Source organism: Mariniphaga sp. (genome assembly GCF_041687215.1).
Lineage (GTDB): Bacteria > Bacteroidota > Bacteroidia > Bacteroidales > Prolixibacteraceae > Mariniphaga.
Window position 1 is genome coordinate 1 of the sequence record NZ_JAWLCI010000093.1, and the last position, 12,250, is coordinate 12,250.

Genomic DNA, 12,250 nt, shown 5'->3' on the forward strand with positions numbered 1-12,250 from the left:
AATTGCAGCAAAAATGACCGAAGAAGATCGTTTGCTTCTGAATGAATTGAAGGCCAATGTGCAGCGGATGTTTCAGGAATACGAAAAACTGAAAGCCGAAAAAAAAGCGCTTCAAGGCAGTGTGTCAGTTTTGACACAGGAAATTGCCCGGCTCGAACAGGAAAAAACGGATTTGGGTGAGAAAATGGAGAAAATGATAATTGCCAACCGTATTCTGGCAGGAAATGACAAGGACGGTGAGGCAAAAAGGAGAATAAATACTTTAGTACGGGAAATTGATAAATGTATCGCACTGCTCAACAAATAATGAACGGTGAATAAAGAGCAACAAAGAATAAATATCAGAATCGAAGGGCGGGCTTATCCGCTGACCATCGATCGAAAAGACGAAGAGAGACACCGGATTGCTGCAAAAACGGTGAATGAAACAGTGAGCAAATACCGTGAACTGTTTCGGAATAAAGATTCGCAGGATATACTGGCCATGGCAGCGTTTCAAATTGCGCTGAACCACACCGAGATATTGCAACGCGAAGACAAGTCTCTTTTTATAGATGGATTGAAAGATTTGAACGACGATATTTCAGACTTTCTGAAAGAAATAGTGAAAGTATAGGGAATTAAAGTTAAATATTTATCAAGTGCCCGTATTGAATTACTTTGATTAAACAAAGTGATTGATTACGGGTTTTTTAATAGTTAATAATTAAAATAAAAACAATGGATTGGATACAAATACTGATAGGTTTTGCTGCCGGATTTCTTGGGGGTGGAACCCTGGCTTACTACGCCTGGGATAAGGCTTTAAAAAAGAAAAGCCGGAAAATTATAAGTGAAGCAAAAAGTGAAGCGGAGGTGATTAAAAAAGACAAAATCCTCCAGGCGAAAGAGAAATTTTTACAATTAAAGGCCGAACACGAAAAATTTATCCAGGAGAAAAACAACAAAATTAATCAACTGGAAAATAAACTTAGCCAGCGGGAATCCAACGTTAATCAGCGCCGGGATGAATTGCAAAAAAGCATTCGTGATTTTGAAATTACCAAAAAAGAAACGGAAGCCATTCGTGAAAACCTGAATAACCAGTTGCAGCGGGTGGAACACAGAACCGAAGAACTGGAGAAACTGCATCGGCAGAACCTGGAAAAGCTGGAACAAATTTCCGGGTTATCTGCTGAAGAAGCCAAAGCTCAGTTGGTAGAGTCTTTAAAGGATGAAGCCAAATCGGAAGCAGTGGCCTACATCAACGAAATTATGGAGGAAGCCCGCCAAACAGCGAACAAAGAGGCCAAAAAAATTGTGGTGAAATCCATTCAGCGGGTAGCTACCGAAACGGCAGTAGAAAATGCCGTAACTATTTTCCATATTGAAAGCGATGAAATAAAAGGTCGCATTATTGGCCGTGAGGGCCGGAACATCCGTGCACTGGAAGCTGCTACAGGTGTGGAAATTGTGGTGGACGATACACCAGAAGCCATAGTACTTTCGGCTTTTGATCCGGTACGCCGCGAAATTGCCCGTTTAGCGCTGCACCAACTTGTTACAGATGGCCGCATTCACCCGGCCCGTATTGAAGAGGTGGTTGAAAAAGTAAAAAAGCAGGTGGAAGAAGAAGTAATTGAAACCGGAAAACGCACAGCCATCGATTTGGGAATTCACGGTTTGCACCCTGAATTGATTCGGTTGATCGGAAAAATGAAATACCGTTCGTCTTACGGACAAAACCTTTTGCAGCACTCGCGCGAGGTAGCCAATTTGTGTGCAATCATGGCATCGGAACTGGGATTAAATCCGAAAAAAGCCAAACGTGCCGGATTACTGCACGACATAGGCAAAGTTCCAGACGATGAGCCGGAATTGCCGCACGCTGTTTACGGGATGAAACTGGCTGAAAAGTACAAGGAAAAACCTGACATCTGCAATGCCATTGGCGCCCACCACGACGAAGTAGAAATGGAAACATTGATGGCTCCCATTGTTCAGGTTTGCGATGCCATTTCTGGTGCTCGTCCCGGTGCCCGCCGCGAGGTGGTTGAATCGTACATTAAGCGGTTGAAAGACCTTGAAGATTTGGCACTTTCGTATCCCGGTGTTACCAAAACATACGCCATACAGGCCGGTCGCGAGCTGCGTGTTATCGTGGGGTCTGATAAAATGAGCGACCAGGAAACTGAGCAGCTTTCGTACGACATTTCAAAACGCATTCAGGATGAAATGACATACCCAGGGCAGATAAAAATTACAGTTATCCGCGAAACCCGCGTGGTAAGTTACGCCAAGTAGAAAAGGACATTTTTATGAAATAATATATAAAGCCTTCCGGTTCCGGGGGGCTTTTTTTTAATTGATAAAATCCTTAAACGCATTGTATGTTCCGCCGGTGCGTTCGCGTTCCCGCATATCGTGTTGATTTTTTTTCCAGTCTTCGGCCAGCATCCGCATGGTGGGGTCGGCATGGGCAAAAAACATTTTGTACGACTGGCAAAACCGTGGTTTGCGTTTGTCCTGCGGGTCTTTAATGCGGTCTTTGGTACAACCGCCGTAACATTTTGAAAGCCAGGGACAGCGGCGGCACTCACCGGGCAATATCGCTTTGGCGGCGCCAAATGCCTGTTGTTTTTTCGAATTGAGCATGGTGTTTATCCGGTTGGTCATCACGTTTCCCAGTTTCCATTTCGGGTCAACAAAAAAATCGCAACTGTAAACATTGCCGTTGTGTTCCACTACAACGTAAGGGCCGCACTCCTTCATCATGGTGCACTCCGGAGCTTCCAGACCAACATAAGGATAAAAAACCGAATCGAAATGCCTTACCTGTGTTGTGGGTTGTCCGTTTTGAAAATCGGCCAGCCAAAGGTCGAAAATGCGACAGAGGAATTCGCCGTAAGCTTTTGCCGAAACAGAAAAGGACGCCGCCCGGGAAGGATCTCGTGGGTCGGTTTCTACAATGGGGATAAACTGCATCCAGGTTAATCCCAGCGATTTAAAGTAGTTGTAAGTTTCATCTGGGAATTGCACTGAATAGTCATTCAACGTGGCCAGCACATTCACTGCTACACCGTTTTCGAGCATCATTTGAGCATTTTCCACCACTTTTTTGTGGGTTCCTTTGTTGGCTTTATCCAAACGGTAACGGTTGTGAATGTGTTCCGGTCCGTCAAGCGAAAGTCCAACCAGCCAGTCGTATTTTTTCAGAAATTCTGCCCATTCCAGATTCAATAAAGTTCCATTTGTTTGCAGTCCGTTGCCCACAGTCTGGCCGTGGCCGTATTTCATTTCCAGTTCAATGGCGCGTTTGTAAAAATCAAGTCCTATTAAGGTGGGTTCGCCGCCCTGCCAGGCAATGGAAACCGAATCGCCCGACTGCTGCATCACCTGACGGATCATCTCTTCCTGCACCTCATCGCTCATTCGGTGGCGCGGTGTTTCAGGAAACAATCCTGATTTCTCCAAATAAAAGCAATAGGTACAGTTCAGATTGCAATCCGGGCCGGCAGGTTTAACCAGCACCGATGTAAGTGGTTTGAATTTTTTCGCCATTCTTTCTCTCCAAATCTTTTCTGAGGTTACAAACATAAAAAAATCTGCCAGTTTTCAGAAATTAAAACTATTTTTACCTGAATACAATTCGGACAAAGATGAAAATATTAGGCAACATTATTTGGCTGATTTTTGGCGGATTTGCCATATTTCTGGAATACATTTTATCCGGGCTGGCATTATGTGTAACAATCATCGGCATTCCATTCGGAATTCAGGCCTTTAAACTTGGCGTGCTGGCATTGTGGCCTTTTGGTCAGAAAATTGAATACATGGATTACGCACCCGGTTGCCTTTCCACCATCATGAATATTTTGTGGCTGATTATTGGCGGAATCTGGATTGCCCTGACCCATCTGTTGTTCGGAATTCTATTATTTATTACCATTATCGGGATTCCCTGGGGCAAACAACATTTTAAAATGGTTTCGCTGGCAATAACCCCGTTTGGGAGAAGATTGGTTTAACGGAAATATTTGAGATTTTTAGTGATTTATGGAGATGTGTAGAGAATTATTGTGGAATAAAATCATAGTGAAATTATAAATTTTTAAAGTAAATGAAGAATTTAGTTTTTATCCTTATTTCATTTTTAATCGCAGTAGGAATAGCAAACGCGCAAGTGGATATTACGTATCAAAAGCCACCCAAAGAAATACTTGATTTAGCTGATGTACCTCAAACTCCGTCCGTCATTATTAATGATGAAAATGAAAACATTGTTCTGCTTCATCGCAGTAAGTATAAAACCATTGTGGAATTGTCGGAAACCGAAATGCGGCTGGCCGGACTTCGTATTAACCCTGTAACCAACATTGGTAGCCGGACTACTTTCTACAACAACATTACACTTATGAAAGTGGGCGAAAGAGAAGAAATTACCGTAAATGGACTTCCTGCAGAACCACGCCTTTCCTATTTTTCCTGGTCGCCTGATCAGTCGAAAATGGCATTTACACATACCACTTCACGAGGTGTTGAACTTTGGGTGCTTGATGTAGCCAATGCTTCTGCCAGCAAACTCACTGCCCCTGTTTTAAATGCCAACACAGGCCGTCCATTCTTTTGGTTCCCCAATGGCGAATCCTTTTTGGTGAAGATGTTGCCGGATGATAAAGAACCTCTTATCGATAAATCCACTGCAGTACCAACCGGTCCGCGTGTTTCGGTGAGCGAAGGGGAAATGGCACAAAACCGTACCTACCAGGATTTATTGCAGGACCGTGCCGATGAGTTCAACTTTGAACAGCTGGTTCGCTCCAAACTTTTCAGGTTGAACCTGAATGGAGAAAAATCGGAATGGAAAGAAACCGCCATGACTACCCGCATTAATATTTCGCCTGATGGTGAATATGTGCTGGTTGAAGCACTCGAAAAACCTTTTTCGTACCTGGTTCCCTATTCCCGGTTTCCTTCAAAAACTGTTGTTTACGATAAAAATGGAAATGAGGTAAAAGTGCTTTTGGAATCGCCGCTTTTGGAAGAAATGCCCAAAGGTTTTATGGCAACCCAAAAGGGAATGCGAAACATCAACTGGCGGAATGACAAACCTGCAACAATATACTATGTTGAAGCACTGGACGAAGGCGATCCGGCCATTGAAAAAGATTTCCGCGATGAGGTGTTTGAATGGGTGGCGCCGTTTAACGGGCAACCGAAGTCAGTACTGAAAACCATTCAGCGCTATGCCGGTATTTTGTGGGGCAACGATGAAACCGCCATTGCCTTCGACCGCTGGTGGAATACGCGCAACGCCAAAACTTATCTGTTCAATCCATCGGATGCAACACAAAAACCTGAAATTTTATTCGACCGCAATTACCAGGACAATTATAACGATCCCGGCTCATTTTTAACCGATAAAAATGAGTGGGGAGAGAATTCACTGGTTATCAATAAAAATACGCTATATTTAACCGGAACAGGACATTCCGAAGACGGACCACGGCCGTTTTTCAGGGAATTCAACCTGAAAACAAAAGACGTTAAGGAATTGTGGCGGGCTGATGGAACAGCAACTTTGGAACAAATCGTGAAAGTAATCGATCCGGGAACTGGTGTGCTGCTGACCCGTGTTGAATCAAGCAATGTTTTTCCCAATTATTTCATCAGAAATACCAAAAAACGAATTGCACCCCAGCAAATTACCTTTTTTCCGAACCCGTTTGAAAGTTTGGAAGGAGTTCATAAAGAACTGATAACCTATCAGCGTGAAGATGGTGTGGAACTTTCCGGAACTCTTTATTTACCGGCCGGTTACGATATGGAAAAGAAAGAAAAACTGCCGATGGTGCTGTGGGCTTATCCCCGTGAATTTAAAGATGCTGCCAGTGCCGGTCAGGTTACTTCATCTCCTCATCAGTTCACTTCTCCGTATTATGGCTCACCGGTTTTTTGGGTAACGCGCGGTTATGTCATTCTCGACAATGCTGCGTTTCCCATTATTGGCGAAGGCGAAGAAGAGCCCAACGATACATTCCGCGAACAACTGGTTGCCAATGGCAAAGCAGCCATCGACGCGGTGGATGCAATGGGATACATTGACCGGAACCGGGTTGCAGTGGGAGGCCACTCTTACGGAGCATTTATGACGGCCAACCTGCTTTCACATTCCGATTTGTTTGCTGCCGGAATTGCCCGAAGTGGCGCTTACAATCGGACACTTACTCCATTTGGTTTTCAAAGTGAAGAACGATCTTACTGGGAGGATCCGGAAGTTTACAATGGCATGTCGCCGTTTATGCATGCCGATAAAATGAAAACACCGTTACTGCTTATTCATGGCGAAGACGACAACAACTCGGGGACTTATCCGCTGCAAAGCGAGCGTTATTTTAATGCCTTAAAAGGGTTGGGCGCCACATCCAGGTTGGTATTTCTTCCCAAGGAAAGTCATGGCTATGCTGCCCGCGAATCCATTTTGCATGTATTGTGGGAACAGGACCAGTGGCTGGAGAAATGGGTGAAGAATAAAGGGAAATAGTTCATTGCAGAGGGTTTCAATTGAATTGGAACCCTCTGTAATTTATTCTCTTTTTTACCTGGCCCTCTGATTTCAATTTAATAATTCTACCCTATAAATCACAGGAAGTATATGTCTATTTACTTCAGTAATTGCAAAATTTGAAAATCCTTTAATCCTTCTTTTTAAATGAATAGCTGAATTCCCGGAACAATCCGGTTTATGCAGTTGTTTTGATTTTAACAAACCCTTAAGTTGGGTTTTATACTAATGAATAATTAACATCAAATAGTTATGAATAGTTTCCGGGCAGAATTAAAGCTTGCAGAACAATCGATAAAAAGAGATGTACTTCCATTTTCTGATTTCCTGAATGAATTGAAAATAAAAGTACGTCGTATTTTTAATAACAGGGAAAATAATGATCAACTAAGCCTGAATCGTGGAATTCCACCTTTTGCACTGCGCGAAATTATGTCCGGTAATCCACTATCGGTTAGCATACCCAAAGAATATGGAGGCAGGGGAGGATTGGTTCATGAAAATATTGCATTGCTTTCCATGGCTTCTTACGAATCTTTGGCGCTTTCGCTTACGCTGGGAATCAACTCGGCATTGTTTTTACAACCGGTTGCCAAATATGCCCGGGATGAAACAAAAGAAACGGTATTTAAACGATTTCTGGCGCAAAAAAATATGGGTGGTTTAATGATTACCGAACCCGGATTTGGCAGTGATGCGTTAAACATGCAAACACATTACTCTGAAGCAAACGGAGAATTTCACATACAAGGTAAAAAACATTGGGCAGGTCTCACAGGTTTGGCTGATTTTTGGCTTTTAACTGCCCGGAAAAAAGCAGACTCAGGAAACCTGCAGCGCGATATCGACTTTTTTGTATGTGATGTTCATTCACCAGGCCAGGAAATAGAAGTGGAGGAATTGTTTGATAACCTAGGATTATACATGATTCCCTACGGGCGCAATAAAATTAATGTAAAAGTGCCGGAATCACATAAGCTTCAACCACATACAACAGGCGTAAAAATGATGCTCGATCTGTTGCACCGAAGCCGGATGCATTTTCCCGGATTGGGCATGGGATTTATTCAGCGAATGCTCGACGAAGCAATTGACCACTGCAAACAACGGTTTGTAGGAGGGAAAAGTTTATTTGGTTATGACCAGGTACAGGAGCGTTTGTCAAAGATTCAGGCATCATATACCATTTGTTCCGCAATGTGTGCAAACAGCAGCGCAAAAGCCGGAATTGAAAATGACCTTGCACCTCATGGTATTGAAGCTAATGCAGTAAAGAGTGTTATTACAGATTTAATGCACAATGCAGCCCAGTCGGTTTTACAACTGGTTGGAGCGAAAGCTTACAAGCTAAACCACATTGCCGGGCGGGGAACTGTTGATAGCCGGCCATTTCAAATTTTTGAAGGTTCGAATGACATCCTTTATGCCCAGATTTCTGAAGGTTTGTTAAAATTGATGAAACGTGCCAAAGAAAACAATCTTTTCCGATTTTTTAAAGGTTTCAACCTTACCGAACATGCTGCTGATTACATAAAAGGTCAGGTTAATTTTAACATAGACTTCCAGATGCCACAGCGCAAATTGGTGGAAATGGGGAAAATTACTGGCTATGCTATTTCATTAAACCAGGTTTTGGATGTTGCCGGAAAAGGTTTCAGAAAAGACCTTACAGAAGGTAGCATTGCCATGCTTCAGCAGGAAATTTCAAATCTTATAAGTAACTTTTCATTTAAAAATAAAACCCAGGTAGTAGAAGAATATGAAGAAAACAGTTCGTGGCTGAATTTTGTCACCGCCAAAATGTAATTGTGTTTTCTGGGTTATTTTTAAGATATGGCTTTAAGCCCTTTTATTTTCCAGACGTTCCAGGTACCGTTTTTTTGCTTCCTCGGGGTCTTGTCCTTCTTCAACATAAATGCGCGTTCTGGCGTTTATTATTACTTCCTGCATTTTATGTAAATCGGGCGATTTGAAACTGTTTTGTTTTTTGTCAAACATGGTATTATCCTTTCGTTTAATGTTAATATTAAAAGTGTGCATTGCCTCCAATGCAACCTTGTAGTTCATTCAAGTATGACGAGATAGATTTTTTGTCAGATATCCGGTAAAATAACCGGATTTTCACAAATATACATTAAATATTTGTAAAACAGGAGTTATCACAATAATTATGCGTAACTTTGCTGCGTTATTAAAATTCAATTTATGTATAAAGGAACAGTTAAGTTTTTTAATGAAGCCAAAGGTTTTGGTTTTATTAAAGATTCCGATTCGAACAAAGAGTATTTCGTTCATGCCAACGGATTAAAAGATGATATCCGGGAAAATGACGAAGTAACTTTTGAATTGGAAGAAGGAAGAAAAGGATTAAATGCGGTAGATGTTAAACTGGCTTAGGCTGGTCGAAAATATTTTAACCATTTAAAGAGTTTACAAATCCCGCCACTGGCGGGATTTTTTTATTCCTTTTATTTTACTGCTCCACTCTTCCAGGCTCCCGACGGTTTTTTCCGGGATTTTCTGTCAGGTCATCGCCTAAATCTTCGCGAGCCTCGGCTGCAATCTTTTCAAGTTTTTCCACCATTTCAGGATAATATTCAATCAGATTGTATCGTTCGCCAGGATCTCTGCGGAGGTCGTAAAGTCCACCTTCATGCGGATAATTTTCATCAACTCTGCCGGGTTGGCCGTCATTTCCCGGTTCAAATCCAACGTACGTGCGGCCCGGATGTGGTAAAACCAACTTCCAATATCCATCCTGAACCGCTTCCAGACTGTTTCTTCTGTAATAATACCAGAACGATTTACGTGGCGGTTCCACATCTTCACCTTTAATTAAGGGGAGAATGTTTACTCCGTCAATTTTCTTTTCCGGCAGCGGTGCATTTGCAATTTCGGCCAGTGTTGGCAGAATATCGATGCCAGCAATCAGATTATTGTTTACTGTTCCTGGCGAAATAATCCCTTTCCAGTACATCAGGCAGGGCACACGCTGACCACCTTCGAATGAGGTGCCTTTTCCTTCGCGCAGACCGCCAGTGGTTCCGGCATGGTTGCCGTAATTGAGCCACGGACCGTTATCGGAAGTAAAAATAACCAGTGTATTTTCTTCCAGGCCGGTTTCTTTTAGCGTTTGAATAACCTGCCCAACGCTCCAGTCAATTTCCATTAGCACATCGCCGTAAAGTCCCTGCTCCGATTTTCCTTCAAATTTTTCGGAAACATACAACGGCACATGTGGCATGGGATGGGCCAGGTAAACAAAAAACGGATTTTCGGCATTCTTTTTTATAAACGAAATGGTACGTTCGGTAAATTCAGTGGTGAATTTTTTCTGATCGTCCGGTGTCACTGCCGGATTCACTATGGTTTCATTTTCGAACAGCGGCAAATCGGGGAAAGCGCCCGGACCGCGGGGATGGTAAGGCCACATGTCGTTGGAGTAAGGGATGCCGTAAAATTCATCGAACCCGTGGCGGGTGGGAAGAAATTTATCCTGAACGCCCAAATGCCACTTTCCGTAAATAGCTGTGGCATAGCCTTTTTTTTTCAACACTTCGGCCAGTGTTTCCTCATCGGCAGAAATTCCGGTTTTTGACGCATGGCTCAGTGCCCCTGAAAACCCTATCCGGTTGGGATAACATCCCGTGAGCAGTCCGGCCCGCGACGCACTGCAAACCGCCTGTGGTGCGTAATAGCGTGTGAACAGCAAACCCTGGGAAGCCATCTGATCCAGGTTGGGTGTTTCGTAACCAATGGCGCCGGTTTGTGTGAGGTCACCATACCCCATATCATCGAGATAAATGATTACGAAATTAACCGGTTTTTCGGTATTAGCGACTTCTGTGCACGCATGAAAAAAGAACAAAACAGGGATAAAAACAAGGGATGTGAAAGCTTTTAATTTCATTATGTATAATTTATTTTGTTGCTTCAATAATTCCCCTGAAATAACCTATTGATTCTGCAATGCCCATAAACGGATTGTCCATGTTTTTTTCGTGTTCCAAACTACAAACTCCCGTATAGTTCACTTCGCGCAACATGTTTACAAAGGCAGGGATATCAATAATTCCACGTCCGATTTCCACGGAATACCCTGATTTGGTATCTCCTGTCACATCTTTAATATGAACATCAAATACCCGGCTGTGGTACTTTTTCAGATCGCCCACCGGGTCTTTTCCGTTGCGGGTGTCGTGGCCAATGTCGAGACACATGCCAATGCGCGGGTCAAGGTCTTGCACACTTTCCCAAACATCGTCGGCATCGGGGAAAAGTTCAATGTCGGGGCCGTGCAGGTGAATGGCATAATGGAAATCGTATTCCTTCACCTTTTTGTCCACATACGGAAGCAGTTCGTAAGTGGGCACACCAACAATCAGTTTCACGCCCACCCGTTTGGCATAGTCGAATGCGCGGTCAACTTCTTCCTCGGTTTTCATGTAAATGGGCCCCACAGCATAACCGGTTACTTTTTTGGCTTTCAGTTTGGCATGAAAATCGGCAATTTGCTGGTCGGTACTGTTAAACGGTAAATGAAAATCTTTGATACACAAATAATGTACATCTGCTTTTTCCAATGTTTCGAGGGTTTTGTCCAAATCGAACTTTACAAAAGTGTAACCAGCCATACCCACTTTAAACGGTTCACCGGTCTCCGGTGGGGGTTGTTCGCCGGGGCGTTGCTGACTAAATGCTGAAAAAGAAAACAGCAGAAAAAACATGGAGGAGAAAAAAATGGTTAAGTTTTTCATGATTGTTTAATTTAGAATATTTCTATTAATTACAATTTCACCCTGCAAGATATTGGAAAAAGAGATAATTACAGCATGTATAAAGTAAAATTTCCCAATAAAAATAAGGATGTTTTTCAGAGGTTGTTTTATCAAATGCGATTATTATTTTCGGTTAATTGCAATGCCTCAGCTTATCGTTTACAAAATAGGGATTGAAATTATAAACCGAATGTCTGGCATAAGGTGCGTCGTTTTCCGGTAGAAATTTTTTCAGGTTTTCCATCTCTTGTTCTGATTCTTCTTTTTGCACCAGGTTTTCCCATTCGTTTGGATCGCTGCGATGATCATAAAACTCTTCAGAGCCGTCGTTGTAACGGATGTACCGGAAATTTTCCGTTCGGATTCCATGATTGGCCCAACCGTATGTGGTGAGTGCAAATTCTCCGGCAGCTTCGGTTTCTCCCCTGAGCAGCGAAGCCAGGTTAACTCCTTCATTTCTTTCGTAAGGTTCCAGTCCGCACAAATCAAGCAGAGTAGGGTAGATGGACAACATCTCGGCAGGGGAGGGCACAACTTTCCCTTTTTCGATTCCCGGGCCAGAAAAAATCAGAGGAGCTTTGGTTCCCCGGTCCCACAGGCAATGTTTGGCAAACGTACCTTTTTCTCCCAGCCGGTAGCCGTGATCGCTCCAAAGTACCACTACTGTGTTCTCTGCGTATTTGCTGTTTTCCAGAGCGTTTAAAATTTCGCCCACATAAAAATCCACAAACGAAATACAAGCCAGGTAAGCCTGAACCATTTTGGGCCATTCGCCGCTTTCAATGGCCCATTGCGTGGTGGGCATCATGGACAGATCATCAATTTCGCTGACAATGGCAGGCAAATCGTCCAAATCACTTTCGAGATAAGGTGGTGTTTCAATATTTTCCAGCGGATGCAAATCGAACCATTTTTGCGGAACATACCA

Annotated in this window: 12 protein-coding genes; 7 read left to right on the forward strand and 5 right to left on the reverse strand. The window is 43.1% G+C overall.

All coding sequences use genetic code 11. From position 1 onward, the window contains the following. The 3 genes from ACESMA_RS20305 to rny all read left to right on the forward strand — a co-directional run. On the forward strand, window positions 1-307 hold a 307-nt coding region (locus tag ACESMA_RS20305), incomplete at its 5' end, for a hypothetical protein (RefSeq protein ID WP_372950707.1). Between the two features lie 6 nt (window positions 308-313). Next, window positions 314-616 carry a cell division protein ZapA gene (locus ACESMA_RS20310; RefSeq protein WP_372950708.1) on the forward strand — a complete coding sequence of 101 codons (303 nt, stop codon included), beginning with the start codon at window positions 314-316 and terminating at the stop codon, window positions 614-616. A 104-nt stretch (window positions 617-720) separates the two neighbouring features. Further along, the gene (rny, locus tag ACESMA_RS20315) at window positions 721-2,283 is read left to right on the forward strand and encodes a ribonuclease Y (protein WP_372950709.1); all 1,563 of its coding nucleotides are present in this window, start codon (window positions 721-723) and stop codon (window positions 2,281-2,283) included. A 57-nt stretch (window positions 2,284-2,340) separates the two neighbouring features. On the opposite strand, the gene ACESMA_RS20320 is transcribed toward rny, so the two are convergent. After that, window positions 2,341-3,540: an anaerobic sulfatase maturase gene (locus ACESMA_RS20320; RefSeq protein WP_372950710.1), complete on the reverse strand. Its 1,200-nt coding sequence runs from the start codon at window positions 3,538-3,540 to the stop codon at window positions 2,341-2,343. 98 nt (window positions 3,541-3,638) lie between these two features. On the opposite strand from ACESMA_RS20320, the gene ACESMA_RS20325 reads away from it, so the two are divergent. The 3 genes from ACESMA_RS20325 (at window position 3,639) to ACESMA_RS20335 (ending at window position 8,350) form a co-directional block, all read left to right on the forward strand. Then, window positions 3,639-4,007, forward strand: a complete 369-nt coding sequence (locus ACESMA_RS20325) for a YccF domain-containing protein (protein WP_372950711.1) — start codon at window positions 3,639-3,641, stop codon at window positions 4,005-4,007. Between the two features lie 92 nt (window positions 4,008-4,099). Then, the gene (locus tag ACESMA_RS20330) at window positions 4,100-6,523 is read left to right on the forward strand and encodes a prolyl oligopeptidase family serine peptidase (RefSeq protein ID WP_372950712.1); all 2,424 of its coding nucleotides are present in this window, start codon (window positions 4,100-4,102) and stop codon (window positions 6,521-6,523) included. 273 nt (window positions 6,524-6,796) lie between these two features. Next, window positions 6,797-8,350: an acyl-CoA dehydrogenase family protein gene (locus tag ACESMA_RS20335; RefSeq protein WP_372950713.1), complete on the forward strand. Its 1,554-nt coding sequence runs from the start codon at window positions 6,797-6,799 to the stop codon at window positions 8,348-8,350. A 33-nt stretch (window positions 8,351-8,383) separates the two neighbouring features. On the opposite strand, the gene ACESMA_RS20340 is transcribed toward ACESMA_RS20335, so the two are convergent. Continuing rightward, window positions 8,384-8,611: a hypothetical protein gene (locus ACESMA_RS20340; protein WP_372950714.1), complete on the reverse strand. Its 228-nt coding sequence runs from the start codon at window positions 8,609-8,611 to the stop codon at window positions 8,384-8,386. A 138-nt stretch (window positions 8,612-8,749) separates the two neighbouring features. Between ACESMA_RS20340 and ACESMA_RS20345 the strand changes: the two genes are divergently transcribed. Continuing rightward, window positions 8,750-8,941 carry a cold-shock protein gene (locus tag ACESMA_RS20345; protein WP_372950715.1) on the forward strand — a complete coding sequence of 64 codons (192 nt, stop codon included), beginning with the start codon at window positions 8,750-8,752 and terminating at the stop codon, window positions 8,939-8,941. 76 nt (window positions 8,942-9,017) lie between these two features. Here the strand turns inward: ACESMA_RS20345 and ACESMA_RS20350 are convergent, their stop codons facing one another. The 3 genes from ACESMA_RS20350 to ACESMA_RS20360 form a co-directional block, all read right to left on the reverse strand. Further along, window positions 9,018-10,454, reverse strand: coding sequence for a sulfatase (locus tag ACESMA_RS20350; RefSeq protein WP_372950716.1), 1,437 nt, complete (start codon window positions 10,452-10,454; stop codon window positions 9,018-9,020). Between the two features lie 10 nt (window positions 10,455-10,464). After that, complete coding sequence (locus ACESMA_RS20355; protein ID WP_372950717.1) at window positions 10,465-11,301, reverse strand: sugar phosphate isomerase/epimerase family protein; 837 nt, start codon at window positions 11,299-11,301, stop codon at window positions 10,465-10,467. Between the two features lie 154 nt (window positions 11,302-11,455). Beyond that, the coding region (locus tag ACESMA_RS20360) for a sulfatase-like hydrolase/transferase (RefSeq protein ID WP_372950718.1) at window positions 11,456-12,250 on the reverse strand (795 nt) is incomplete at its 5' end.

Coding starts and splice junctions, on each gene's coding strand:
- ACESMA_RS20340 (WP_372950714.1), bottom strand. CDS start 8,611: ATGAACTACAAGGTTGCATTGGAGGCAATGCACACTTTTAATATTAAC.
- ACESMA_RS20345 (WP_372950715.1), top strand. CDS start 8,750: ATGTATAAAGGAACAGTTAAGTTTTTTAATGAAGCCAAAGGTTTTGGT.
- ACESMA_RS20335 (WP_372950713.1), top strand. CDS start 6,797: ATGAATAGTTTCCGGGCAGAATTAAAGCTTGCAGAACAATCGATAAAA.
- ACESMA_RS20330 (WP_372950712.1), top strand. CDS start 4,100: ATGAAGAATTTAGTTTTTATCCTTATTTCATTTTTAATCGCAGTAGGA.
- rny (WP_372950709.1), top strand. CDS start 721: ATGGATTGGATACAAATACTGATAGGTTTTGCTGCCGGATTTCTTGGG.
- ACESMA_RS20325 (WP_372950711.1), top strand. CDS start 3,639: ATGAAAATATTAGGCAACATTATTTGGCTGATTTTTGGCGGATTTGCC.
- ACESMA_RS20350 (WP_372950716.1), bottom strand. CDS start 10,454: ATGAAATTAAAAGCTTTCACATCCCTTGTTTTTATCCCTGTTTTGTTC.
- ACESMA_RS20320 (WP_372950710.1), bottom strand. CDS start 3,540: ATGGCGAAAAAATTCAAACCACTTACATCGGTGCTGGTTAAACCTGCC.
- ACESMA_RS20355 (WP_372950717.1), bottom strand. CDS start 11,301: ATGAAAAACTTAACCATTTTTTTCTCCTCCATGTTTTTTCTGCTGTTT.